Raw genomic sequence first — 25,007 nt, forward strand, 5'->3', positions numbered from 1 at the left:
TCGTTTGGCGATTCGTCAAGTCAAAACCTCGAGCATGGCAAAGATGTCCTTCTCTTCGTATCTTCTCAGTGTTGACGCACCATTCGGGCAGACCGCCGTGCATGTACCACAGCCCTGACATATGTGTTCTCTCACTTGGGCGATCATCTCATCGTAATCCATGTATCTTGCTTCGAAAGGACAGGCGGTTATGCACAGCTCACACGCAGAACACCTTCTCTTGTTCACTTCAGCGACTCCTGAACGCGCGGGCAGGTAGTCCTTTGACAAAAGAGTGCCTGCGCGGGCCGCTGCGGCATGTGCCGATGTTATCGCTTCGGATATGGACATGGGTGAATGAGCCGTGCCGCAAACATACATCCCATCTTTAGGAAGGTCCACTGGTCTGAACTTGACGTTTGCCTCCTCCAGGAAGAGGTCCTCAGTGATGCGCAGGTTCAGCGTCTTGGCTATTGCCACAGCAGGAGAAGGATCCATGCCAAAAGCCAGAACCAGGTAGTCTGGTCTGAGACAAAAAGCCTCGTTCAGTAGAGGATCTCTTACGGTTATCTTCGGTCTTGAATCCACGACCTCCACCTTCGGATAAGTTTCCAGATCATATCTAACAAATATCACACCTGCATCTCGTGCCTTCGTGTAAAGCTCTTCGTTGAACCCATACGTCATTATGTCTCTGTACAGGACAAAGACGTCGGAATCAGGATTTATCTCCTTCACCTTCAGAGCGTTCAGCAGCGCGTCCGAGCAGCATACCCTGCTACAAAACGGTCTTTCTTCTGTCCTTGAGCCTACGCACAGGATAAATACGAAGCTCTTCCCTTTTGCGACTAGAGAATCGGGCTTGAACAGGTCTTTTTCGAAGTCTGAGAGGGCAATGATCCTTTCTGAGGTCTCATGGCCTGTCCGTTCTTCCTGAGCACCCACTGCGATTATTATGGCACCTGCGGCTATCGTTTCCTCTTTCCCCTTGGCTGCCACAGTCACCTGGAAATCGCCGGCACAGCCTTCGACCTGCTTGATTTCAGAGTTGAACCTTACATGGATTTTCTTACTATCCCTGACGGCCTTCATCTTCTTATTCAGAAGAGAAGACAGATCTTCTGCTTCATAACTGACACGCTTATCCAACACCCTGCCACCAAGGCTTTCAGTTTTCTCTATGAGCTCCACCTGCAACCCGCTGTCTGCAAGGTCAATGGCCGCTGTGATGCCTGCGATTCCACCTCCTATGACTACGGCTCGCTTCACCACTTTTTGTCTCAGGGTCGGATAGGATCTAACTACTGCAGCCTTTTCCACTGCTCCTTCTATGAGAGCTTTGGCTTTCTCAGTGGCTGCAACAGATTTCTCATGCACCCACGAGAGCTGTTCCCTTATGTTCACGACAGTCAGCATTTCAGGGTCGATTCCCGCTGCATCTGCTGCCTTGCGGAAGAGCATCTCATATGGGTGTATGCTGCAAGCTGCCACCACTACTCTGTTGAGGTCTTGCTCCTTTATCGCGTCAGTCAGTTTCATCAGCCCCTCAGTAACGCAGAGAAAATTGACATCACTGACAGTCTTCACATACGGTAGGTTCTTAATCTCTTCGGCAATCCTGGGCAGATCAACCACATTCGAAACGTCCTCTCCGCAGCTACACAGAAACACACCTATGACAGGCTCGGCTACTGCTTCTTCTTGGTCAGAGACGGCTGCAGTTCCAGGAGATTCAGGAAGAAACTTAAGTGCTTCGCACGCAGCAGCGCTTGCCCTGACCACTGTGTCGGGTATGTCCGCAGGCGAAGAGAAAGATCCACAGACGAAGATGCCGTCTCTGCTCGTTGCGACCTGATCAAAGGGAAGCCCTCCGCAGAAACCGTAGGGGTTTAACTCGATGCCCAACTTCTTGGCAAGGTCTATTGTTGAGGCCGGCTCTGTCTGGCCAACAGAAAGGACCACCATGTCGAACTTGTCATCGATCAACTTACCGGATTCATCCTCATAGGAAACGATGAGTTCCTTTGAATCGGTTACACCCTCAACAGCGGGGACTCTCGAACGGACGAACTTCACGCCACGTTTCGCAGCATCCTGGTAGTATCTGTGATACCCCTTGCCAAACGCCCTCATGTCCATGAAGAATATTGTCGGTTCAGAGTCGGGAAACTTGTCTTTCACCAGATTCGCCTCTTTTATCGCATACATACAACACGCTGAGGAGCAGTATGGTCTTTTCTCATCTCTTGAGCCGACACATTGGAAAAAAGCAACCTTCTTTGGAATCTTCTCCAGCTCTTTCGGTGAAGTGCCGCTGAGCATTCTCTCAAACTCGGTGCTTGTCACGACGTTGGGATATCTGCTATGGCCAAATTCGTCTAGTTCATCAGCAGCAAAGGTCTTAAACCCGGGGTCTGCAACAATAGCCCCTACTGAGAGGACCAGAGTCTCTTCTTTTGCATCCAGATTTATCGCGTCGGTCGGACAAACTTCAACACACTTTCCGCACTTATCGCAGGCATCTACATCTATGCAATAGTTATTGGGAACGGCATTGGGATGGGAGAGGTATATGGCCTTTCTCTTTATGAGACCTTCGTTGAAATCATCCTCAGCCTCTATTGGACAAATCTCTATACACTTGTTGCACCCCACACACTTTGATTTATCAACCATCCGGGGTCTCCGTACCACTGTCACCTCAAAGGCCCCGGCTTCGCCATCCACCTTCGCGAGTTCAGAAGATGTGAGTATTTCAATATTGGGGTGAATAAGAGTTCTTCTTAAACAGAACTCACCCGCTCCCCTCGTATAGAAGGGCGGGAGTAACTTGCAGAGGGAGCAGTCGTCTGTTGGGAACCACTTGTCGAGTTGAGATGCCGTGCCCCCAACCTTGGGACTCCTGTCTAGCAGATAGACTTTGCGCCCGGACTCGGCAATGTCCAGGGCTGCTCTCATGCCGCCGACGCCCGCGCCGATGACGAGTGCTGCAGGTTCAGGCGTTCCTTTCTTCTTCGATTTTCTCTTTTTGGATTTTTTCTTCTTGCTGGTCTTCCGCTCTGCCATCTTCCCCCCTAGAAGTCCTCGGTCGCAACATGAACCATGTCCAAAACCTGTTTTCTGGTGAAGTTCCTATGCTGTATCGCACCTGACGGACAGGTTGCCGCACACCCACCGCAGCCTTCGCAGAGGACCTCATTCACCACGGCCACATTTCTCTTGGGGTCCAGCTGAATCGCGTCATAGGCGCACGCATTTACACAGTATCCACATCCTGCGCAGAGTTCTTCATCCACCTCTGAGACTGTTGGATCGTGCTCCAGCTCGTCACTTGAGAAAAGGGAAATAACCTTCGCAGCAGCCCCGGAAGCCTGAGCAACCGTCTCCGGTATGTCCCTTGGCGCCTGGGCGGTGCCTGCCAGATAGATCCCCGTGGTCAAACTCTCAACAGGTCTCAGCTTCGGGTGAGCTTCTGAAAGAAATCCATGCTCATCTGTACTGATCTTCAGCTTCTTAGCAACTTCGCCGGCACCTACAGATGGCAAGATGGCTGTGGCCAGAACCACCATGTCGGCATATATCTCTATTTTCTTTCCGGTCAGGGTATCGGCGCCCCAGACCACAACTCGCCCATCTTCTTGGAATATCTTGGAAACCTTTCCTCTGAAATAAAGGACCCCGTCCTCGTCCGTGGCTCTCTGAACGAACTCTTCATATCCTTTTCCGCCTGAGCGGATGTCTATGTAGAAGATGTATGGCTGCCCATCGTGGACTCTGTGTTTGTAGAGCATTGCATGTTTGACAGTGTACATGCAGCATATCTTTGAACAGTACGGCTGGTACCTTTCAGGCTCCCTTGAACCCGCGCACTGAACAAAAACAACCTCTTTCGGCACTTTGCCGTCCGATGGTCTCTTCACCTCTCCTCCCGTTGGTCCGGAGGCTGAAAGCAATCTCTCGAACTGGAGGCCAGTTATGACATCCGGGCAAGAGTCGTAATTGTACTCCTCGATAACCTCCTTGTTCATCACGTCGTAACCGGTGGCCACCACAATTGCGCCCACATCTTCCTCAACGATGGTGTCTTCCTCATCATAGACAATCGCCTTGGGCTGGCATACGGTTTCACATACTTTGCAGTTTCCCGTTTTGAAATACATGCAATTCTCTCTGTCTATGACTGGCGTGTTGGGGACCGCTTGGGGGAATGGAATGTAGATACATGGCCTCGTTTCAAGGCCTTCATTGAATTCAGAGAGTAGCGGGTTCACCGTTCTCTCTGAAATCTCCTCAACAGTGATCGCCCCGGTGGGACATGAATAGGCACATGCTCCGCAGGTCGTGCACACTTCCGAAAACTCCTTGTACGGTGGGGTAACCTCCATTTTTGCTCCACGGTTGGCAAAGCCAATGGCACCCACCCTCATCACCTCGTTGCATACCCTTACACACAAACCGCATAGCACGCACTTCTCTTCTTCATCCTTTGTTTTGAATCTCGGGGCCTCAATACCCACCTTCTTCGCCAAATCCTGTATCACCTCAGAGCCGGGCGCCCTGGCCAATAGTAACTCCACAGTCACCTTACGAGCGTTCATGGCTTTCTCTGAATCAGTTTTCACTTCCATGCCTTCTGCTACCATCTGGCCGCATGACGCAACCAGCTTGGATCGACCATTTTGAATCACCTCTACCAGACAAACCCGACAAGCCTGATAGGGCTCGAGAGCAGGATGATAGCAGAGGGTCGGTATCTCAATACCCAGTTCCTTCGCGGCCTTCAAGATGGTCGTTCCTTCTTCGACTTCGACCTTCTGACCGTCAATGGTTAGATTTACCATGCTTACTCTCTTCTAGAAATTTCTTGGCATCTTCTGTTCCCAGATCACACCGGAGACAGCGTCTTGCTTCCTTTATTGCGATCTCCTCAGTGAATCCAAGGGTCACTTCTTTGAAATTCTTCATTCTCTCCTCGGCAGATAGAGCAGGCATTTCAGGACGTTGGGCCTGTTCTATCTCTTCGTCAGTCAGCTTAACCGATTCAACATACATTGATGGTCTGGTCACTTCATACTCTCGGGCCAGACTTTGTCCTCTTAGAAACTTATTTATTGATTCAGCAGCCGTTTTTCCTGCGCTAATAGCCTCCACAACCGTGCCAGGCCCGGTCACCACATCTCCACCAGCAAAGACCCCCGCTCGACTTGTCGTCAGTGTTTCTTCATCGACCACGACGGTATCCCACTTCGAGGTCTTGAGTTGGTCTTTCTCTGTCATGAAGGAAATATCCGGTCGTTCGCTGATGGCGGGTATCAAAGTATCTAACTCAACCGTAAACTCTGAACCTTTAATCGGAACAGGTCTTCTTCTTCCACTCTTATCTATGTCTCCCAACTTCATCCTGATACACTCAATCCCTGTCACTTTGCCGTCTTTTGTCAGTACTTTGACAGGAGCGGCAAGGAACTGTATGTCTATCCCTTCTTCAATTCCCTCATCAACCTCTTCCTTGAAAGCAGGCATCTCTGCTCTCGTCCTTCTGTAGACAATAGTAACCTTTTCACAGTCTGGCAAACGGTTAGCAACTCTGGCTGCGTCCACCGCAGCATTTCCGCCGCCAATTATGCCCACCTTCTTTCCTATCTTGACTTCCTTGCCCAGATTAACAGCCTTCAAAAACTCTATTGAGTCAAGCACGCCCTCTGCGTCTTCGTTGGGGATATTAAGCTTCAGGCTTTTGTGAGCTCCGATGGCAATAAATATTGCCTTAAACCCTTCTTCAAGCAAACCATCGATGGATATGTCCTCGCCCAATGCAGTATTCGTTTCTATCTTGACTCCTGCATTCTTGATTGACTCTACATCAAAACTGAGAACCTCTCTTGGTAGACGGTGGTGTGGTATTGCTATGGCCAGCATCCCTCCGACTTCGGGGAGAGCTTCGAAGACCGTAGTACCATATCCGTTGAGAGTGAGATAGTAGGCGCAGGTAAGGCCGGCTGGACCAGATCCTATAACAGCGACTCTTTCCTCTTTGGAACGTTCAGGTTTGGCAACGCTTTCTATATTCGATTCCATCGCGAAATCAGTAAGAAATCGCTTTATCGTCCTGATCGCAATTGGATCCCCTCCTTCGCTTGCCTTGCATCTGTATTCACAAGGGTGATGGCAAACACGTCCACAGACACTTGGGAGGGGATTGTCCTTTCGGACTACGTCAAAAGCTTCCTTAAACTTCCCCTGGGCGGCTAGAGCTATATAGACAGCCGCTTCTGTGTCTATGGGGCAAGTGTGTTGACAGGGGGAGGACACTATTTCCGTACACACTGCTGCGGAACATCTTTTTTGTCTTATGTGTGCTTCGTATTCGTTTCTGAAATACCGAATGGTGCTCAGCACTGGATTGGGAGCAGTACTGCCAAGGCCGCAAAGGGAGCCATCAACTATGGCGTGTCCTAATTCTTCAAGTAGGTCGACGTCACCGTTCTTGCCTCGTCCCTCGCATATCTCAGTCAATATGTCCAACATTCTCTCAATACCTTCCCGACAAGGGGTGCATTGCCCGCAAGACTCGTCCAGGGTGAAGGTAAGAAAATACCTGGCTACGTCAACCATGCAGGTGGTTTCATCCATCACTACCATTCCGCCTGAACCCATTATGGATCCTATTTTCGCCAGCTCTTCATAGTCCACTTGTAGGTCTAACAGGTCCGAAGGAATGCAGCCTCCAGATGGCCCGCCTGTCTGCACAGCCTTAAACTTCTTGTTGTCCGGAATTCCACCACCAATATCGTAAATGATCTCACGAAGAGGTATGCCCATGGGAACTTCCACCAGCCCTGTATTGTTTATCTTCCCCACCAAAGAGAAAACCTTCGTTCCCTTACTGGTCTCAGTGCCGATATCTGAGAACCATTTGGCTTTCCTGAGAATTATGGGGGGAACATTTGCCCAGGTCTCCACATTATTGATGTTGGTGGGCTTGCCCCAGAGCCCCTTCTCTGCCGGATAAGGCGGACGAGGACGAGGACGACCCGCCCTACCCTCAATCGATGCCATGAGTGCCGTCTCCTCACCGCAAACAAATGCTCCGGCGCCTCTATGGATACTGACTTCGAAATCGAAATCGGTGCCAAGCATATTCTTCCCCAAGAGGCCGTAGTCCCTTGCCTGCTCAACTGCCCTGGTCAGCCTTTCCAATGCCAGAGGATACTCATTTCTTATGTATACGAAACCATGAGAAGAGCCAATAGCCTTGGCCCCAATTGTCATGCCCTCCAAGACGGAGTGTGGATCAGATTCAATAATACAGCGATCCATATATGCACCTGGATCACCCTCATCCGCGTTGCAGATTATGTATTTCTCGTCTCCAGGAGAACTTCTGGCCAGTTCCCATTTTCTCCCAGTTGGAAAACCAGCTCCTCCTCTTCCCCGCAAGCCGGAATCCTTGACCTCTTGTACTATCTCCTCCGGGCTCATCGAAGTGAGGGCTTTAGCCAGGGCCCTATATCCGTCTCGAGCAATATATTCTTCGATGTTCTCGGGATCTATCAATCCCCGGTTTCGCAAAACAATCAATCTCTGCTTTGCGAAGAAACCAATGTCACTCATCTTCGGAATCGGCATCTCCCACTCCGAAGGAGTGTACATCAACCTTTTTACAGGTCTACCCTTGAGCAGATGCTCTTCCACCAAGTGAGGGATATCCTCCTTGGTAAACAACTGGTAGAATATGCCATCAGGCTGTACTATCATAATGGGGCCTTGCGCACACACACCCATACAACCAATGGAGGCAACCAGAACCTCATCTTCCAGGTCAAATCGTCTGATCTCGTTCTCCAGAGCCCCCCTCACATCGAAACCCGCATTGGAGGCGCACCCAGAGCCCGAACAAACCATGACATGAGTCCTATATCTTTCCATTTACGACACTCGCTCGCTTCCTATGGCTATTGCATGCTCTGTAACTATCTTCCCCCCGATTACATGCTCAGAAAAAATCTTCTGAATCTTCTCCTCTGTCAAATCAACATACTTCACAGGCGCTTCGCCCTTTAGTTCAACTGTAGCCATGGGCTCCCTACTGCACAGCCCAGCACAGCCAGATGTGGTAAGAATGATGTCCTTTGCATCACTCTCTTCAAGCAGTGCCATCAAGGTGCTCATTATCTTCCTCGCCCCAGCAGCTATCCCGCAGGTCCCCATGTGAACTGTAATCTTTGCCTTGCCTGCCCCCTCACGCAGCATGGTCATCTTCCTCATTCTCTCTCTAATCTTTTCCAAATCTTCGGGTCTCAGCTTAGGCATCAATGCTCACTCGTTTTTGCTATCTTCGATTTTCTCGTACTTGTATACGAACTCAATGTCAGGATTGCCGGCCCTCAAGATCCTCATAGTCTCAGGAATATCGCCCAGAGGCTTGCGATCAGGGTGGCTGTGCTGGAACGTAGCCTTGACTCTGGTCCCTATGCCGACCTTTGACTCTATCTCAATATCTCCACCGCTCTGTCTTGCCGCTTGGGCTAGAAGGGGAAGTCCCAGTCCCACTTTTCTAACGCTCTTGGTAGTGAAGAATGGATCTAGCACTTTCTCGAGCCTCTCTTCGCTCATACCCTGGCCATTGTCTTTAATCTCAACCAAAAGCAGGTCTTTCTCCATGTCTTCGACAACCGTTATTTCAACCCTACTTGCAGAAACAGCGATTGAATTCTCCACAATGTCAAGAATATGCAAGGATATGTCCTCCACAAGTTAGTGGGTCACCGCCTTTCTCCCGTCTCTGTTCAGCAAGGCCTTGCTTAACTCATCAACGCTAAGATTTTCAGTAAAGAAAGAAGTATACGTTTCTCCTATGTCTTCCAAATAGTGCGCATCAGAGAACCTAACTATCGGAAAATCATTCACCTGAGGTAACCTTGCTTTCACCTCTTTCACGGGATTCCGCGGCGACACTTCCAGAGCGTCTATGTTCAACCCGTCAGGGATGAATCCAAGCTGGCCGATGATGCTGAAGGCTTCGCGGTCAACATGCGATGCAATTGCTATGCCGCCGGATTTGTGGACGATATCGACAATCTGTTCAATCAGAAGTGTGGTCGCCCCGATCAATAGCCTATCATTGATGCCCATTATACTGTCATTTTCATCTACGACCAGCTGTTCTCCAAAGTAGTCTTGATCATTTACTCCAGATAAATGTTTGTAGACTATATCTTGAACACGGAGTAAATCTGCATCGTTTTCGAACAGAGCTAATACATGTACCTCTTCTTGCGACGTTATTTCAATTCCACCAATGACTACAACGCCTACCCTTTCCCCTGCTTTCTTCACTGCCGGAACATTCTCCGCTGAATTATGATCACAGATAGCGATCACATCCAGGTTCTTTTTCTTGGCTTGTCCGACTATCAGAGTGGGTAGCATATTGTTGTCACCACAAGGAGAAAGGCACGTATGAATGTGTAGATCCCCCTTAAACTGATCCACCATCACCGACCCCGCGAACACCAAGATCATGCAGCCTACCAATAATCTCAAAGGCAGGCAGCTTACTCACCAGGATCGGGATGCCTTCGGTTTCAGCCTTCCTAATAGTTTCTTCCTCCGGATGCCTTCCGTTGACCAACAAAATTCCAGACACACGATTCAAGGAGGCGACGGCAACTATGTTCAGATGAATCTGAAGGGTAACCCAGATATTTCCCTCTCTACTATTGGCAATGACATCGCTCAGAAGATCGCTCGCATATCCTCCCCTTACTTCATTGTCGAGTTTGCTCGATCCGCACATGACTTCCAGATTCAGCTTATCGACTATCTCATTCAGTTTCATGTCTCAATCCTTACGGTGTATGTTGATAGTGACCTTCAGACGCGTCCCCTTACCTACGGTTGAAGTAAGGTCCATGACATCGGCACATTTCTTGATATTGCTTAGCCCCATGCCTGCCCCAAATCCCATTTCTCTGATCCATTCAGTTGCAGTTGAGTAGCCGGGTTGCATAGCTTTCTCAACATCGGGAATGCCGGGACCCGAATCTATAGCTTCGATCTGTATTCGATGTGGTTCTATGTTGACCAGAATCTCCCCACCTTCGCCATAGATGACCATGTTCATCTCTGCTTCGTAGGTAGCAACTGCCGCCCTGCGTATGATTCGAGGATGGACATTGAGGTGCTTTAAAGCCCTTTTGAGTCCGCTTGCGCTTGCACCGGCATTCTGGAAATCCCGGCCCGCTATGCGGAACTCCAACACAAGGCTAACCTTATTGGCAACTATCTCCTCAAAGATGCGACTCACTGAGTGATTCTGATCCTCCTCTTCGCGCCGAATAATGGCCAGCTTTTCCAGTAACCCTTGCACAATTGTACCTTTGGTGATGATCCCTATTACTCTTCTATCTTTGCGTGTAATCACCGGGAATCGGCCAAATCCGTGTTTCTCAAACTTCTCAACAGCACTAACAAGCGAATCATCTACGTACACGCCTTCCACATCGCTGGTCATCCTCTGCGCAACCGAAGTGTCTGGCTGCCCTTCAGCTAACCAATCGATGAAGTCTTGAAGGCTAATGATCCCAACTAACTCATCTCCGTCTACAACGGGCGCTCCTGAAATATGACCGGACCGGAGTATGTCTCTGAGTTCGCTCATTTTCGTCTCTACCGGAATCGAAATCACAACATGCTTCATCACATCGCTCACGGTCAGTTCATACAGTAACTCTTGAACCTTCGTGACTCTCTTCTCTTCAGCCAACTAGAAACCTTTCTCAAAGTCGGAGCAGCCGGGCAACCCAGCCTTATACAACCTCCCGCAGGACTCATACATGAGAAGGTCGGTTGAGAGCAGCACAATCTTCTTTTCCTCAGCTAACCTTTTCGTATCCTCAGGGGGTTTCTTGCCTCTTGCGAAGCAGATTGCTATTATGCCGGCCACCTCTGCCGTGCGAACGCACTGAGGATTTACCAATCCAGTTAGGAGTATCGAGTCCGATTTGATGAAGGCCAGTACGTCACTCATCAGATCAGAGCCGCATGCCATCTTCACTTCCTTCTGAAGGTCTTCCGCTCCGACAATCACCTTTGCTTCAAGAATCTGTTTTATCTTCTCTAATCTCATTCGGATGCTCCTCCTGCCTATGACACCTGCTCGCTTCCTATGGCTAAGGCGTGTTCAGTGACTATCTTCCCCCCAATTACGTGCTCAGAAAAAATCTTCCGAATCTTCTCCTCTGTCAAATCAATATACTTCACAGGCGCTTCGCCCTTTAGTTCAACTGTAGCCATGGGCTCCCTACTGCACAGCCCAGCACAGCCAGATGTGGTAAGAATGATGTCCTTTGCATCACTCTCTTCAAGCAGTGCCATCAAGGTGCTCATTATCTTCCTCGCCCCAGCAGCTATCCCGCAGGTCCCCATGTGAACTGTAATCTTTGCCTTGCCTGCCCCCTCACGCAGCATGGTCATCTTCCTCATTCTCTCTCTAATCTTCTCCAGGTCTTCAGGTTTCAGCTTCGGCATCGATAGTTACCCGCCTTTGTACTTTTTCAGTATTGTGGGAATCTTTACCTGTCTTACCTTACCGTACAAGTCGTCTCCAACTGTGACCACTGGTGCCAGGCCGCAGCAACCAAGACAGCGAACAGTCTCCAAGCTGAAATTCATGTCTTCTGTAGTCTGGCCTGCTTCAATGTTCAAGTCCTCCTCGACTCTCTCCAGCAATCTAGCTCCCCCCTGTACGTGGCAGGCAGTGCCGAGACAGACATTTATTGTGTATTTTCCCCTCGGCTCTAAGCTGAAAGCGTTGTAGAACGTAGCTATTTCGTACAGCTTGGACACAGGTATATCCAGCCTCTCGGCCACATAGAGAAGGGTTTCTTTGGGTAGGTAGTTGAACTCAGAGTTTATGTCCTCGAGAATGGGTATTTCGACCCCTTCTCCACCTTCGTATTTTCCTATTATCTCATCTAGCCTTGCCAGCAACTCTTTCTCTATGGCTGGAGCAATCGAAGGGACTTCAGGAATCTCAGGCCTGTTCCTCACAAGACAGTTGGTCCAGCAGTCTCCGCAGCCTGTGCACTTCTCCATATCTACTGATCTCGCCTTTTTCTTAATCTTCGCCTTGAAATTGCCCACATAGCCTGAGATCTCCTCGAGTTCAGAGTACGTATGCAGTTTGATCAAGGGATTCTGGGCCACCTCGACCATCTTTGGGGTCATTATGCATTGAGAGCAGTCAAGGGTGGGAAATGTCTCTGAGAGCTGAGCCATGTGCCCGCCAATTGAAGGGTCCTTTTCAACGAGCAGGGTTTCATAGCCGCTGTTGGCGATGTCTAGTGCAGCCTGCATCCCAGCGATGCCGGCCCCGACTACAAGGGCTTTCTTGGTAACAGGGACCTTCACCGGTATCAAAGGTATATTCCTGCTCGCCTTCTCCACCATGGCCTGTATCAACTTGATCGCCTTGGCAGTCGCTTTCTCTCTGTCGTCATGGACCCAGCTGCACTGCTCTCTTATGTTAGCTTCTTCTAGGAGATATGGATTCAGCCCCGCGGACTGGGCAGCGCGCCGAAAAGTCGTCAGGTGGAGGTTAGGCGAACATGCCGCCACAACTACAGCGTCAAGCTCGTCATCTTCAATCGATTTTTTGATGAGGTTCTGTCCGGGATCCGAACACATGTATTGGTAGTGCTCGGCCCTCACAACTCCCGGATACTCGGCCAACTGTCGAGCTGCATGCGCAACATCAACGTTGGTCGCGATATTTATCCCGCAGTGGCATACAAAAACACCAATTTTCTTCAATTCCGAGGTCCTTTTCCGTTACTACACAGTGTCCGGCTTCTGTTCGCTGTGTTGCGGAACACCACAGCGAATCAGGACATTTTACGATAATAGGCAATCCAGTCAAGGCTATTCTTTTTGGAAATGTAGGAATTTTGGGCATTTAGCCCATCTGCCCTGTACGCTATACGATAGCTATCAGCCCCCACGAAGTCCGAAGGTCGAAAATCGGGGCCTCTTTTTAGGCCCCCTACACTTCTCCGTCAACCAATCTCAACAGCTAAGTTCACGGGTCAGGGCGGGAGCGCATCAGTGCCACCCGGGGCGGAGATGGGCCACCCCGGCGCGAGCGCCCTGAAGGTATGTAATAGCAAAGGGCGCAGCAATCTCGGATTTCAATTTCGCAATTTCGTGTTCTTGGCTCGATTTTCGGCCGACCGGGGGGTGATGACGCCCTACTCACCACACGATAAAGAAGCGTGTCATTGCGAGGAGCGTTAGCGACGAAGCAATCTGGCACAAGCAGATCCTTCGGCTCCGTCCTTCGGACTCCGCTCCCTTCGGCGTTGCCTCAGGACTAATTCTTTCTAAAACTCGACCTTCGCCGACACTCGGTCTCGTTAAGAAAGACTAAGCACGACGAAATATGCCTCACTCCGTCCAAGGACGGATTGGCCCTATTTCGTTTTCGATTTTCGATGTACAGGGGGTGTTACAGGAGATGCTTTTCCGCAAGCAGTGATCGGGGATCCACGTAATGGAGCTCGAAATTGCAGGGCTCCTCACCAAGGCCCAGGGCAATGCAGAGCAACTGGGTGAAATAGAAAACTGGAATTGGCTTGAAGTCGCCGTACCTCTTCCCCACCTCTTTCTGTCTTCTGTCCAGGTTGAAGTGGCACAGAGGACACGTGGTGGATATTGCATCGGCTCCACGTTTGACCGCGGAGGAAAGAATCCTGTAGGCGTGTTCGACGACCAGGTCTACATCCACCACCGTGTGATAGGTGCCACAGCACTCAGTCTTGTATGGGTCGTCAACCACCTGGGCTCCCGTAGCGCTTAACAGCTCCTCCATTATCGTGGGATTCTCCTGACTGTCGAGTGCTATCTCTTTCGGCCTCAGAAGAAGGCACCCATAGTAGGGAGCTATTTTCAAAGAGGAAAGAGGCTTGGATATTTTCTCGGCCATATTACCGAACCCAACCTCATCTCTTATCGCCTCCAGAAGGTGGAGAACCGCCACGTCCCCTTCATAGTCAGGTTCCTCATACATGAAGCTGTTTATCTTGCCCTTCTTCTCTTCATCATTCCTGATTATGTTGTTGACCGACTTTTGAGTATTGTAACAGATCGAACAGAGAGTCACAAAACGGTCGTACCCACTCTCCTTTGCTCTTATGAGGTTTCTCACTGCGGCCAGGTTGTTGATTATGTTATCGTTTGCCAGAGAGTGGACTGTACCGCAGCAGTTCCATCTCTCGAGTTCGACGAGTTCCAGACCAAGGGCTTTTGCTGCTGCTATGGCCGACATTTCAAGCCCTGTGCCTGTAGTCTTGAGAGTGCATCCGGGGTAGTATGCGATTTTGATACTTGATTGTTTAGCTTCTGTCTCCTGCTGGGGAGTCTGAAGTGTTGATTCCGGGCTCATGGCTTATCCTGTGAACTTTCTAAGGCAGCTCACTATTCCGGCCTGTGGAAGGCCCTCAAAGGTCTTCTCATCAATCTCATACGGTTTCACCTTGTCCACGTTCGCCCTGAGGATTATCTGCCTGGCTGCCTCCATCACTTTTGCAACATCAATCCCCTTGGGACACCTCGACTCGCAAGTGAAACAACTGTCACACACCCAGATGGTCCTGCTGGCAAGGACTTCATCCTTCTCGCCTATCTGGAGAAGCCTTATTATCTGGTTCGGCAGTATGTCCATCGAATCGACACTGGGGCAACCCGCTGAGCACTTTCCACACTGGAAGCACTTAGAAATCTGCTCACCACTGATTTCTTCAATCCTGGCTATGACTTCATCTCTCAGCTTTTTGCGTGATATCCTTACTCTCATAGTCTTTCGGTCCTGCCCGCATCCCTGTAGACCAAGGTCACCTACATGGCATGGTCTAGAACAACGATCTGGCTCTCGTCTTCCAGGTGCGCAAACTCCATTTCCGGGGAACCCTGTCTCTTCACCCCTTCTTTCCCCTCGAGAAACTTCTCCACACCGTCGATGTCAAAACCAAGCTTCTCAGTCTTGTAGTGCATGGGTATCACGAGCTTCGGCTGAAGGGCTTTGACGACCGTGGTTGCTTGCTCGGCATCTATCGTATAGAGGCCACCCACAGGAACGAACAGAATATCGACTTTCCCGATATCTGCGATCTCTTCCTCTGAGAGCGTGTGGCCCAGATCCCCAAGATGGCAGACTGTCAGGCCATCTGCTTCGAAGAGGAAAATGGTGTTGTCCCCTCTTTCTCTGCCCCGACATTCGTCGTGATACGTGGCAACGCCCTTGAACTTGAATCCTTTTGCCTCATTGTCTCCTGCGCCCTTCAGAACCACAGGATCGCCGGGCAGGGAACTCACGTCGTTGTGATCCTCGTGGTCATGGCTGATGAGCACAATGTCTGCATGTTCATGTATTTTCTTGTAGCGCACGGCGCCGCCGTATGAACCGGATTTGTACGGATCTGTCAGAATTTTGTGTCCCGACTTTGGCGTAATCAGGAACGAGGCATGTCCGAGCCACTTTATCTTCATCGCCCCCCCCTATAGATCTGACAGTACAGAGACCCTCTTTCTCTTTCTATCCATTCGCCCGTACTGGACGTATCCATCTATTTTGGCAAACAGCGTGTCGTCGCCGCCCTTACCTACGTTTGTCCCTGGATGAATTCTTGTTCCCCTCTGTCTCACCAGGATAGAACCGGCCGTAACAAACTCGCCGCCATAGGCCTTAACACCCAGCATCTTTGCATTGCTGTCCCGGCCATTTCTGCTGGACCCCATTCCTTTTTTGTGTGCCATGTGACTATCACTCCTTTTCTTTTTTTCTTCTCAGCCGACCGATTACCCGTCTTGTCGTCTTCTTCTTCGCTTTGGTAGCCGGCTTAGCAGCCACCTTCCTGCGAGACCGTACCTTCTTTGCAACCTTCTTTTTCCTCACAGGTTTTGCTCTTGCCGTGGCAGGCTTGGTTTTCTCAGCCGCAACTGCTGCTATCTTTTTTCTTGTTACTTTCTTCTTAGGAGCCTTCTTCTTCTCCACCTTGGGTACAGTCTTTTCTTTCAGGACCTTTGGTGCAGCTTCTTCTTTTAAGATCTTTGGCGCAAGGATTTCCGTGATGAGTAATTCCGAATAGTCCTGCCTGTGACCTCTTTTCCTCCTGTAATTCTTTCTTCTCTTGAATTTATAGACTATGATCTTTTCGTGTTTGGCATGAATCAACAGCTTGGCCTTTACCTGAGCCTCCTTCACATAAGGTGAACCTACGTGAAAGTTGCCTCCGTCACTCAAGGCCAGAACTTTGTCCAGACGGACCTCAGATCCAGGCTCGGCATCCAGCTTCGGGATACGGATGCGCGAGTCCTTCTCGACCTTGAACTGCATACCTCCTGATTCCACAATAGCATACACTGTTATTCTCCGGTTGATTCTGGTTCTTCTTGTATGGGCTCAAGGGGCACCAGTCCCTCCTCAGCAGGGGCAAAGGGACCTCTTTGCATTTCTCCTTCCACTGCGCTGCGTGGAGCCCTCCTGGACGCGGATATCAAAGTAAGAGACAAAGAAGTCAGCATAAACAAGACTGCGAACACGACAGTCGCCTTGGCAAGCACGGGTGTTGCACCTCTGCCCCCGAACACCGACTGCGAACCTCCGCCTCCAAATACGCCGGAGAGGCCTCCACCTTTTCCGCGCTGCAGTAGAGTGACTATGACCAGACATGCGGACACCAGAATATGGATTGGAAGCACGATAGAAAACACTATGCAATGACCTCCAACGACTTCTCGATTATTTCAAGAAATGACTCGGCCTCAAGGCTTGCTCCTCCAACGAGAAAACCATCTATATCGGCCTCTTTCATCAGGATAGAGGCATTGTCTCGTTTCACGCTCCCACCGTATTGGATTCTCAGCAATTGTGATATCTCCTCATCATAGAGTTCCTTGAGAAGAGACCTTATGAACGAATGAACCTCCTGGGCCTGTCCAGGTGTTGCCGTCTTCCCGGTCCCGATTGCCCAAACAGGTTCATAAGCAACCACTACAGACCTTACTTCACTGGTGGAGATCCCAACCATACATTCTCTGATTTGCCCTCCCACCACAGCTTCCATCTTCCCCGCTTCTCTCTGCTTGAGAAGTTCACCGACACAGAGAATCGTCTTCAACCCGACTGAGAGAGAACTCTTTAGCTTTTTGTTTACGGTGTGGTTGGTCTCTCCGAAGTATTGTCTCCTTTCGGAGTGCCCGATTATAGCATAGTCGCAACCACTGTCAACAGCAAACTTCGGCGAAATCTCGCCTGTGAAGGCACCTTCCATCTCCCAGTAAACATTCTGTGCGGCAAGATGAATAGAGCTGCCTTTGATGGAGTCTCTGACTGCAGTGAGAGATGTGAAAGGAGGTGCCACGCCGATCTCTATTCTGTCAGTGGCTATTTTCCTGGCAATTGAACCAGCCAGCTCTCTTGCCTCGCCAATAGTCTTGTTCATCTTCCAGTTGCCAAATATGATGGGTGTTCTCATTACACATCCTTCTCCGTGCCGTGATTCATAATAGCCATAATTGCGAATATGTCAAGACCTTACACGGCTGTAACATGGCTGTCAGCTCTCAGCTTAAGCATTGAAACCACAAGATTTCTGACACAAAATACGAAACTACGAAACTGCGAAATTGAAATCCAAGAGGACTTTGCCAGTCTTCGGTCTGGGAGTTTATGCCCAGCCTGTCGACGTGCAAAGAGAAGTCGGGTTGTTGGCCCGGCGATAAGCAGATCCTTCGGCTTCGCTCCCTTCGCCTGCGGCTCCCTTCGGCCCCGCCTCAGGACTAATTCTCTCTAAGCTTCGACTCCGTCTCAGCAAGAGAGACTAAGCAGGATTAACTTCCCTAGACTTCGCCCCTCGATAGACTCGGGGCTACGCTCGGGATCGAGACTTTCTAAAACTCAACCTTCGCCATCGCTCGGCAGTGATCTTCGATCCGAGTAAGCCCTTCGTCGGCTTCCGCCTCCTCAGGATTAACTCTTTGTAACGAGCTCACTGAGCTTCGCTTGTGACCTCTAACAAAGACTAAACACGACGAAATATGCCTCATCCCGCCAACAGGCGGGGGGGGCCTATTTCGTTTCTATTTTCGAAGGTGGGTGGAAGGGTTGAGCGGAATTTCGAGGGTGCGCGCTGGGAAGATGGAAATTTCTGAGGTGGGGGGACGGGTCGATGGGAATTTCGTAGTTGCATCTATTAGCTGACAGCTGGACGCTGATAGCTGTCACATGGCGTGCTAGGTCCAGAATTCCGGCTTCTGTTCTCTCGACATCAAAGCGTCGATCGCGTCGAGCGGAGACTTCGAGTTGTATAGAACTTGATAGATCTGCTCGGTTATGGGCATCTCGACGGAGTAGTCCTCGGAGAGTCTTCTCACACACTCCGTTGTATTTACTCCTTCTGCCACCATGACCATCTCGTCAAGAGCCGTCTGAAGAGTCTTGCCCTTACCAATCTCTTCGCCCACGTGTCTGTTCCTGGAGTGCTCACTGAAACAGGTGGTTATCATGTCCCCCATTCCAGAAAGGCCCCAGACAGTGAGCGGATCTGCTCCCATAGCAACTGCCAGACGGGCTATCTCCGCTGCACCTCTCGTAAGAAGCGCACCTTTAGAATTGGTACCCAGCCCGAGACCGTCGCAAATCCCCGCCGCTATGGCCACCACGTTCTTGAGTGCTCCTCCAAGCTCAACGCCCAACATGTCTTCAGAGGTGTAGACGCGGAGTCTGCGCGTTCCGAGGATTTTCTGCACTATTTCTGCGACTGACCTCGGCCCGGCTGCAACGACGGATGTGGGAACCCCCTTTGCCACTTCATTTGCTATGCACGGCCCTGAGACTGCGACAATTTTCTCTCTGAGTTCATCCGGCAATTCCTCTCGGAGGACTTCAGACACCCTGCTCAGGGATTCCTTGTCCAGACCTTTCATCATCGTTACGACAGCTTTGGCAGAGCTCAGGTGTTTTCCGGCAGCCTGAGCGAACTTTCTAACCAGATGTGAGGGATGGACAAAGATGACCATCTCAGGCTTGACCAGGCACTTCTCAATGTCCGAATCCACGAATATCGATCTGGGGATTTTGTAGCCTCGCAGAAATTCTTTGTTCTCTCTCGTTTCTTTCATCCTCTCTGCCCTAGCGGGGATCGGTTCCCACAGTTTTACACTGTGCCCCTCTTCGGAAAGGATAAGCGCAAGAACAGTACCCCAGTTGCCTGCAGTAAGAATGGATATTTCCATGTTTAACCTCTGTCTTGCTGGAGTTTCTTTTCCCAGGAGAACTTGGGCTCCTTGCCCCTGCAGAGTCTTTTGATGTTGGCTGAATGCCTCATGATGACGACGAGAGTGGCTACCAATGCAAAAACCAGCAGACCTGGAGAGAACTCGGAGAAAGCCAAGCTTCGTGAAATATAAAGAAACACTGGCAAGGATATTGCTCCGGCAACTGAGGCGAGCGAAACCCACCGAAAGCTCAGGAAAACAATGAGCCACACCCCAAAAGCCACAGCTGAAGCGATTGGCGCCAGACCGATGAAGACCCCGAGGCTCGTTGCAACCCCCTTTCCTCCCTTGAACTTGAGGATTGGCGTGAACATGTGTCCTGCAATTGCACCAACACCAGCAGCGATCCCTGCGTTCGTGTTGAACAGCAGTTTGAAAATGAGTGCCGGCAAAAGCCCTTTCATGACATCAAAGAAAAACACAAAAATCCCGGGGCCTTTACCCACAACTCTTATTACGTTGGTGGCACCTATGTTTCCGGAACCGTGCTCCCTGATGTCAGTCCGCCGCAGCAGTTTGACCACGATAAAACCGAAGGGTATGGAGCCGGGAATGAATCCTGCTATGAAGGCGATGATGTATATCACTTTTTCCTCGCTACCGACAATCTGATGGGCGTTCCCACAAACCCAAAGTCATGTCTGATGTTCTTCTCGAGGTATCTAAGGTAACCTTTTGAAATGCCTGCTGGCAGATTTGAGAAGAGGAGAAATCTGGGAGGAGAGACGCCCTTCTGTTCGCATCCGGTTATTCTCACCCACTTCCCACCATAAGCCGGTGGCTTGGACCTCTCGACGGCCCGCTCAATAGTTTCCGCCAGCCTTTTCTTCTTCACCCTGGCACTACTCTCTACGGCCGCTTCAATTGCAGCCTCAAGCACCCTCTCCAGTCCGGATCCAAGTAAGGCCGACGTGGGAATCACTGACGCATATGGGACAAAAGAAAATCCGTTGTGATAGGCTTTCGACAGGTCCCTTTTTTTTGCACTCTTAAGAAGATCAATCTTGTTGGCGACAACGACCAGACATTTGCCGTAGTGCCTTGAACTGACTGCTATCCTCTTGTCCTGTTTGGTGGGGCCTTCACTCGCATCTGTTATCAGAACCGTCACGTCGCTCTCCTGTATGGACCTGAGAGTTCTTATGGTACAGAAGTATTCCAAGGACTCCTTGACTTTGGTCCTTTTCCTCAGACCGGCTGTGTCAACCAAGACCAGTTTCTTCCCGTCAAAATAGAGAGAGGTGTCGATGCTGTCCCTTGTGGTCCCTGGTTTTTCATCCACTATTAGTCTCTCCTCCTGCACGAGGTGATTGACAAAGGATGACTTGCCAACGTTCGGCCTCCCGACGACTGCGATCCTTATTCCAGCCACAACTGGCCCTACTTCTCTCCTGGGAATTTTGGAGACGAGGATATCGAGAAAGTCCCCAACTCCCAGGCCATGGGCAGCACTGACAGGGATGGGATCTGATAGACCAAGCTGATAGAACTCATCCACCAGTCTCGTGTCCTGCATCCTGTCAACTTTGTTCACCACCAGAAGACAGGGTTTGTCCGACTTTCTCAGGCTGGTTGCTATCTCCTTCTCTATGGGATTCGCACCTTCACGACCATCTGTTAGAAAGACGACCAGGTCTGACTCACCTATCGCCAGTTCAACCTGACGTTTGACCCTGGCCTCCATGCCCGTGACACTGCTGGGTATGAAACCTCCTGTATCTGCAACCAGGAATCTTGTTCCCGCCCAATCGGCCTCAGCGTACTTTCTGTCTCTTGTCACACCGGGGAGATCGTCCACAACCGCCTCTCGCTTCTTCACAATTCGATTGAAGAGCGTGGACTTCCCCACATTAGGCCTGCCCACAATAGCCACTACTGGAAGACTCATCTTCAGGGTTCACCCCCGGGGACAATTTTACCGGGCACTAAATAGGATCCTATCTCTTATTTTCGGCGGTTTAGGCGGACCATCTTTATGGTCCTGGCTTCTTTGCCTGAAGAAGGTTTGCAGAAATAGATCCCGCTTGAGACCATTCGGCCACTTCTATCAGTTCCATCCCAGACCAATCTCGCAACAGCGCCTCCACCACTCCCATTGGGTTCAGACAATTCAGCCACCAGGCGACCAGAGAGGTCATACACCTTCAGTATCGTCTTCTCGCCGGGGCTTATGCCAATGGCACTAATCGTGGTCTCCGTGTAGAATGGGTTTGGGCGATTCTGAAGAATACGAAAACGGTCACCGGCACTAGATGGCCTCTCCACAGAGATGCCAACTTCTGGTTCTCCCCCTGACAGTGCCAAAATCATCCCCTCTCTTGTGCCTATTAGCACGTCGTCATATCCATTTTGGTCGATAGAAGGGATGGGCCAGCCGGTCTCCACCGCACTCGCAGAAGGTTTCGTCCACAAAGTATCCCCGGTTACGCCGTCAAGACAGAAGATGGTGTTCACGCTGAAGCCAGACCCGGCTATGCAATCGCTGATCAGATCTCCTGTCACATCACCCATGGGGACATTGACGAAAGCCATGTGCCCGCTGGGAGTAAGCCAGATCGTGTTCCCGCTATCACCCTGCAGACAATACATGGCTCCCATCAGCCCACCAGGGAGCACGTCGTCGTATCCATCTCCGTCAACATCTTCTGTGACCCAGACATGTTCGACAATGCCTCCTACCGATTTTCGCCACAGCTCTGCCCCAGATACACCATCCAGAGCATAGACCGTGCCATCCATTGCCCCTGCTATAACATCACCGATGCTGTCACCGTTTATGTCTTCTATGGGACAGACAGACCACATGGCGTCACCTGTATTGTTGTACCAGATAGTGTCTCCTGTCAGACCATCCAGGCAATATACACCTTTGACAGAAGGACTTGTGTTTCCTGTTCCGCAGGCAACATCCGGGATCAAGTCTCCGTTTACGTCGTCTATCTCTCTTATGCCGAAAACCGCGGCACCTACATGTTGCTCCCATATTTTTGTTCCGTCAACACCACTCAACGCGAATGCTCTTTCCGGCCCGGTGTGACCTCCATCATCTCCTGCTCCTGCAAGTATGTCCACCACATCGTCACCATCTAGGTCGACTACGGCTGAGACCTCGTACACCCATCCCCCACCGCCGTACTCGTGTGTGTCGTATCTCCAGATTGAATCGCCGTCAGCTCCTGATATCGCTCTGACAGACCTGTCACCTCCTGCTGTCCCAATCACCACGTCGGGAACTGAATCGCCATCTATATCGGGGACAACTATCATCGCTCTGTCACTGTACACGTATGACACCTCGTAGATCCACAAGACGTCACCTGTCCCTGAACCGTTGCCGTGAATGCAATAAAGCGTGTCGTTCTCTGAGACGGCTATCACATCAGCAACAGAGTCTCCGTTAATGTCAGGTATCCACCTAATGGACCTTACATGTCTGAATATGTCCCCGGGTGCTTCATAGTGCCAGAACTCTCTTCCACCTGGATAGGGCGATGGATCCCCTGTCCCCTGAAGAACTATGGGAATGGCGGACTCGTCAGGATCATCAGAATAAACGGTGAGTGAACCAGCATACGTCGTCCCACCTTGCGGTGAAAACCAGACTGGGATGAATGCCGAGTCTGTCGAATCGACAACTATCGGGAACATTTCCTCCCACAGGAAGAAGTTTGAATCAGTAAATGAGAGACTATCCAGGGTGAGTGGGGCCGCTCCCTGGTTTACTACTGGTAGAAACCACCTCGTGCTCGCGCGAACCCTTATGTCTCCCCAGTTGTGAAGCGTATTAGCGATGTCTATCTCTGCATCAGCATAAACGCCAAAGCCTACAAGATACACAGACTGCACGGGATTTATTGGATCTGAATGATAAACATAGAGACTCCCGGAAGTTGAGCCATAAACTGTTGGATCGAAGTCGACATCCACAGTGTATGTGGAACCCGGAAGAATGGTTTCGGGATAGACGCCACTAAACCCAAATACATTGTTATCAACTGAGAGGCTATCTACAACCAGGTCGGCAGTTCCCACATTGCCTATGATCAACTGCCAGGAGTCGCCGACACCGATGATCGTGTGTCTATAGTCGTGAGAGTGGGCTGAGAGATTGATGATCGGATAGCCGGCTCCCCCGGGATCTATCTTATATATATACTGAGGTGGGCTCGGCCCACCAGGCCCCCTGGAGACTATCCAGAGATACTGGCCATCCCAGGCAAGACCCCTTGGCCTCTTGTCTGAGAATGTATCTGGTACAGGAAATGATAGAAGCGTCTCTCCTGTCATCGCATTGAACTTCCATATCAGTTCCGGGTCACCGTCATTGTTGTCCATGCAGTTCCAGAGGTAGGGCCCTGTTGGATCCCATGCCAACCCCTGCGGTTGTTCGCCTTGAGGTCGGATGGAATCGAGAATCGTTCCATCCAGTGTGTCAACCTTGTATATTTGGGCTGGATGGCTGAAGTAGATCGATACCCACAGGTATGAACCGTCCCATGTCAATCCACCAGGATAAGGAGAAGTTCCTCTCTTGGGACATAGTATGGAATCGACAACGACGCCCGCTGTGGTTATCCTGTGTATGTACTTCGACTCAACCGAGCTTGTGGCGACCCAGAGACAGGTTCCATCCCACGCAAGGGCGTGGTTATCGTCCGTGGGCCCAGGGATAGATTCAATCACTGCCCCGCTCGCCGTGTCCACCCTGTATATCTTTCCATCGAGAAGCTCTCCGCACCAGAGATCAGTTCCATCAAACGTCAGACCGTATGCATAATAACCGCCAGGAGCAGGGAAACTCTTGACAACCTCTTCGCCAAAAGAACTGGTGGCAGCTATTGCCGCCACCAAAACAAGTATACAAAATCTCATTTGTCTACCTCACAATTATGATCTTAGCATCAACACGCCCACCTCGCGAATGGCCGCTGACGATGTAGACACCTGTTGGAAGCAGTCTGCCATCATCGTCCGTCCCGTCCCAAACAAAACTCCGCAAGGCAATTCCATCTGAGTGGAGATCAAAACCCCTAACCTTCCTTCCTGTACAGTCGTAGACTTTCAACTCTTCCAGAGAGCTCACCTGTTCTGAATTTGAGCTGAACACGATTGTTGTCCTCGTCGAAAACGGATTGGGCATGGCGGACAAGGACCAGGACTTCACTCTTTTTGCTGGTTTTTCATTCTCATAGATCCCTATGAGACCAGCCAACTGACACCTGAAGTTGTTGTAGTCGACCCAGTTCGGAGACTCAACTCTGGGAAGAGAGCCGTCGTCATTCACATTGGTGATGTGATAGGTGTGCTGGTTCCACACCCTTCTTGCTTCCACCCAGGGTATACCACCCTCGTCCAACCCATATGCAAAAAGCCCGTTGTAGGACTTGTCACCATAAGGGCTGCTTACAGTGAGGAGTTCAGCATGACCGTCTTTGTCAATGTCTGCAATCACCGGAAATTCCATAGCAGTATGCGTTGAGTGTTCTTTCGACCACAGAAGAATCCCACTTAAGGCATCGAATATCCTTATTGAATCCTGATCACAGTGGATCACTTCAGGAAATCCATCGCCGTACAGGTCGAAAACTGTAGAACCTGATACGCCTGAGGACGACTCGTTAATGGGATAGGACCAGAGGATGGATCCGTCGCCCTCGAAAACAACATACTGCTCGCGGCTGGCGACTCCTATT

General features: G+C 50.5%; 23 protein-coding genes. All 23 read right to left on the reverse strand.

Features of this window, described 5'->3' with window-relative positions; genetic code table 11:
- Positions 1 to 15 precede the first annotated feature (15 nt).
- Positions 16 to 3,045, reverse strand: a complete 3,030-nt coding sequence (locus tag E3J62_01775; GenBank protein ID TET47338.1) for a CoB--CoM heterodisulfide reductase iron-sulfur subunit A family protein — start codon at positions 3,043 to 3,045, stop codon at positions 16 to 18.
- Positions 3,046 to 3,053: 8 nt separating this feature from the next.
- Positions 3,054 to 4,820 (reverse strand): 4Fe-4S dicluster domain-containing protein, encoded by a 1,767-nt coding sequence (locus E3J62_01780; protein TET47339.1) that lies wholly within the window; start codon positions 4,818 to 4,820, stop codon positions 3,054 to 3,056.
- Positions 4,801 to 7,908, reverse strand: coding sequence for an NADH-quinone oxidoreductase subunit NuoF (gene nuoF / locus E3J62_01785; GenBank protein TET47340.1), 3,108 nt, complete (start codon positions 7,906 to 7,908; stop codon positions 4,801 to 4,803). Before nuoF ends, E3J62_01780 begins: the two co-directional genes overlap by 20 nt.
- On the reverse strand, positions 7,909 to 8,292 hold the full coding sequence (locus tag E3J62_01790) for a (2Fe-2S) ferredoxin domain-containing protein (GenBank protein ID TET47341.1): 384 nt from the start codon (positions 8,290 to 8,292) through the stop codon (positions 7,909 to 7,911).
- 6 nt (positions 8,293 to 8,298) lie between these two features.
- On the reverse strand, positions 8,299 to 8,733 hold the full coding sequence (locus E3J62_01795) for an ATP-binding protein (GenBank protein TET47342.1): 435 nt from the start codon (positions 8,731 to 8,733) through the stop codon (positions 8,299 to 8,301).
- Positions 8,734 to 8,736: 3 nt separating this feature from the next.
- Positions 8,737 to 9,504, reverse strand: a complete 768-nt coding sequence (locus tag E3J62_01800) for a PHP domain-containing protein (protein TET47343.1) — start codon at positions 9,502 to 9,504, stop codon at positions 8,737 to 8,739.
- Positions 9,461 to 9,820 (reverse strand): serine kinase, encoded by a 360-nt coding sequence (locus E3J62_01805; GenBank protein TET47344.1) that lies wholly within the window; start codon positions 9,818 to 9,820, stop codon positions 9,461 to 9,463. Before E3J62_01805 ends, E3J62_01800 begins: the two co-directional genes overlap by 44 nt.
- A 3-nt stretch (positions 9,821 to 9,823) precedes the next feature.
- Positions 9,824 to 10,747 (reverse strand): CBS domain-containing protein, encoded by a 924-nt coding sequence (locus E3J62_01810; GenBank protein ID TET47345.1) that lies wholly within the window; start codon positions 10,745 to 10,747, stop codon positions 9,824 to 9,826.
- Positions 10,748 to 11,110 (reverse strand): hypothetical protein, encoded by a 363-nt coding sequence (locus tag E3J62_01815; GenBank protein TET47346.1) that lies wholly within the window; start codon positions 11,108 to 11,110, stop codon positions 10,748 to 10,750.
- A gap of 17 nt (positions 11,111 to 11,127) precedes the next feature.
- Positions 11,128 to 11,511: a (2Fe-2S) ferredoxin domain-containing protein gene (locus E3J62_01820; GenBank protein ID TET47347.1), complete on the reverse strand. Its 384-nt coding sequence runs from the start codon at positions 11,509 to 11,511 to the stop codon at positions 11,128 to 11,130.
- A 6-nt stretch (positions 11,512 to 11,517) separates the two neighbouring features.
- Positions 11,518 to 12,795 carry an FAD-binding protein gene (locus E3J62_01825; GenBank protein ID TET47348.1) on the reverse strand — a complete coding sequence of 426 codons (1,278 nt, stop codon included), beginning with the start codon at positions 12,793 to 12,795 and terminating at the stop codon, positions 11,518 to 11,520.
- Positions 12,796 to 13,486: 691 nt separating this feature from the next.
- Positions 13,487 to 14,362, reverse strand: coding sequence for a heterodisulfide reductase, subunit B (locus E3J62_01830; protein TET47361.1), 876 nt, complete (start codon positions 14,360 to 14,362; stop codon positions 13,487 to 13,489).
- Between the two features lie 63 nt (positions 14,363 to 14,425).
- A complete protein-coding gene (locus tag E3J62_01835; GenBank protein ID TET47349.1) occupies positions 14,426 to 14,833 on the reverse strand; it encodes a 4Fe-4S dicluster domain-containing protein in 408 nt (135 codons plus the stop codon).
- Between the two features lie 41 nt (positions 14,834 to 14,874).
- Positions 14,875 to 15,525, reverse strand: coding sequence for an MBL fold metallo-hydrolase (locus E3J62_01840; protein ID TET47350.1), 651 nt, complete (start codon positions 15,523 to 15,525; stop codon positions 14,875 to 14,877).
- A gap of 9 nt (positions 15,526 to 15,534) precedes the next feature.
- Entirely contained in the window at positions 15,535 to 15,792 is a 258-nt protein-coding gene (locus tag E3J62_01845) for a 50S ribosomal protein L27 (protein ID TET47351.1), read from the reverse strand.
- 7 nt (positions 15,793 to 15,799) lie between these two features.
- Positions 15,800 to 16,372 carry a 50S ribosomal protein L21 gene (gene rplU / locus E3J62_01850; protein TET47352.1) on the reverse strand — a complete coding sequence of 191 codons (573 nt, stop codon included), beginning with the start codon at positions 16,370 to 16,372 and terminating at the stop codon, positions 15,800 to 15,802.
- Between the two features lie 29 nt (positions 16,373 to 16,401).
- Positions 16,402 to 16,752, reverse strand: a complete 351-nt coding sequence (gene secG, locus E3J62_01855; GenBank protein TET47353.1) for a preprotein translocase subunit SecG — start codon at positions 16,750 to 16,752, stop codon at positions 16,402 to 16,404.
- A complete protein-coding gene (locus E3J62_01860) occupies positions 16,749 to 17,513 on the reverse strand; it encodes a triose-phosphate isomerase (GenBank protein ID TET47354.1) in 765 nt (254 codons plus the stop codon). The genes secG and E3J62_01860 overlap by 4 nt, the downstream gene beginning before the upstream one ends.
- 757 nt (positions 17,514 to 18,270) lie before the next feature.
- Positions 18,271 to 19,272, reverse strand: a complete 1,002-nt coding sequence (locus tag E3J62_01865) for an NAD(P)-dependent glycerol-3-phosphate dehydrogenase (protein TET47355.1) — start codon at positions 19,270 to 19,272, stop codon at positions 18,271 to 18,273.
- Between the two features lie 2 nt (positions 19,273 to 19,274).
- Positions 19,275 to 19,922, reverse strand: coding sequence for a glycerol-3-phosphate 1-O-acyltransferase PlsY (plsY, locus tag E3J62_01870; GenBank protein ID TET47356.1), 648 nt, complete (start codon positions 19,920 to 19,922; stop codon positions 19,275 to 19,277).
- Positions 19,898 to 21,202: a ribosome biogenesis GTPase Der gene (gene der, locus E3J62_01875; GenBank protein TET47357.1), complete on the reverse strand. Its 1,305-nt coding sequence runs from the start codon at positions 21,200 to 21,202 to the stop codon at positions 19,898 to 19,900. Before der ends, plsY begins: the two co-directional genes overlap by 25 nt.
- A gap of 56 nt (positions 21,203 to 21,258) precedes the next feature.
- A complete protein-coding gene (locus tag E3J62_01880) occupies positions 21,259 to 24,186 on the reverse strand; it encodes a choice-of-anchor D domain-containing protein (protein ID TET47358.1) in 2,928 nt (975 codons plus the stop codon).
- 4 nt (positions 24,187 to 24,190) lie between these two features.
- Positions 24,191 to 25,007, reverse strand: an 817-nt coding sequence (locus E3J62_01885; protein ID TET47359.1) for a hypothetical protein, incomplete at its 5' end; no start/stop codon positions are given.

It is taken from the genome of candidate division TA06 bacterium (genome assembly GCA_004376575.1).
Taxonomy (GTDB): Bacteria; Hydrothermota; DG-26; order E44-bin18; family E44-bin18; genus E44-bin18.